The organism is Clostridium puniceum (genome assembly GCF_002006345.1).
Lineage (GTDB): Bacteria > Bacillota > Clostridia > Clostridiales > Clostridiaceae > Clostridium > Clostridium puniceum.
On the sequence record NZ_LZZM01000142.1, the window covers coordinates 1 to 734 of the forward strand.

The 734-nt window shown below is 26.6% G+C and carries 1 protein-coding gene; it reads right to left on the reverse strand.

The window, feature by feature from the left end:
* Nucleotides 1-734 (reverse strand): transposase (locus tag CLPUN_RS10770; protein WP_077847284.1); only part of this gene is annotated, 734 nt, incomplete at both ends.

Consider the following 734-nt stretch of genomic DNA (forward strand, 5'->3'; position numbering starts at 1 on the left):
AACTTTATTATGTATCTTTTTTGTAGCACCTATAATTTTACTTTTTTTATTCTTAGAACAGTCTGCTCCTAAGATTATTATCCAAGTATATGCCATGCTTACACATAAATATAGGTTTTTAAAGTATACTATGTTTTCAGTCCATGTATCTTCTATGTTAAATCCATTGGACTTTAAATCTTTAAACATTTCTTCTATAATAAATCTTTTTTTATACTCCATTACTGCATATTTACTATGCATATTAGTTGCTAAATACCATGTATCATCTGAACCTTCAGCTTTACATACAGCAAGATTACATTTATATTTTTCAGCAGTTAGCAAAACTCCATTAAACTTCTTTATATGACTTTTTATAGGGGTTATATCCCTTAGATATTTAATTTTCTTTTTTCCTTCAATTTTCACAAGTATATCATTAGTGCATCTTATGCAGTATTTCCAGCCAAGTTCATTTATAAATTTAAATAGATCTATGCTTTTAAAACCTCTATCTCCAAGCAGTATGACTTCATAATTAAAAGCTGTAAAAAACTCATTTAATTCTGATATTCCTTCTTTTATATGTTTAAAGTTCTTGTTATTTTCCTCATTATATTGAAATATTTTATACCATAAAGGGATTGCTCTTTTTCCAACCTTTAACGAAAATTGTAATATAAGAAATCTATCATCAAGAGTTGTATGGTCAAATATTATGATTATTTTTCTATCTCTGCTTCGCTTGACGT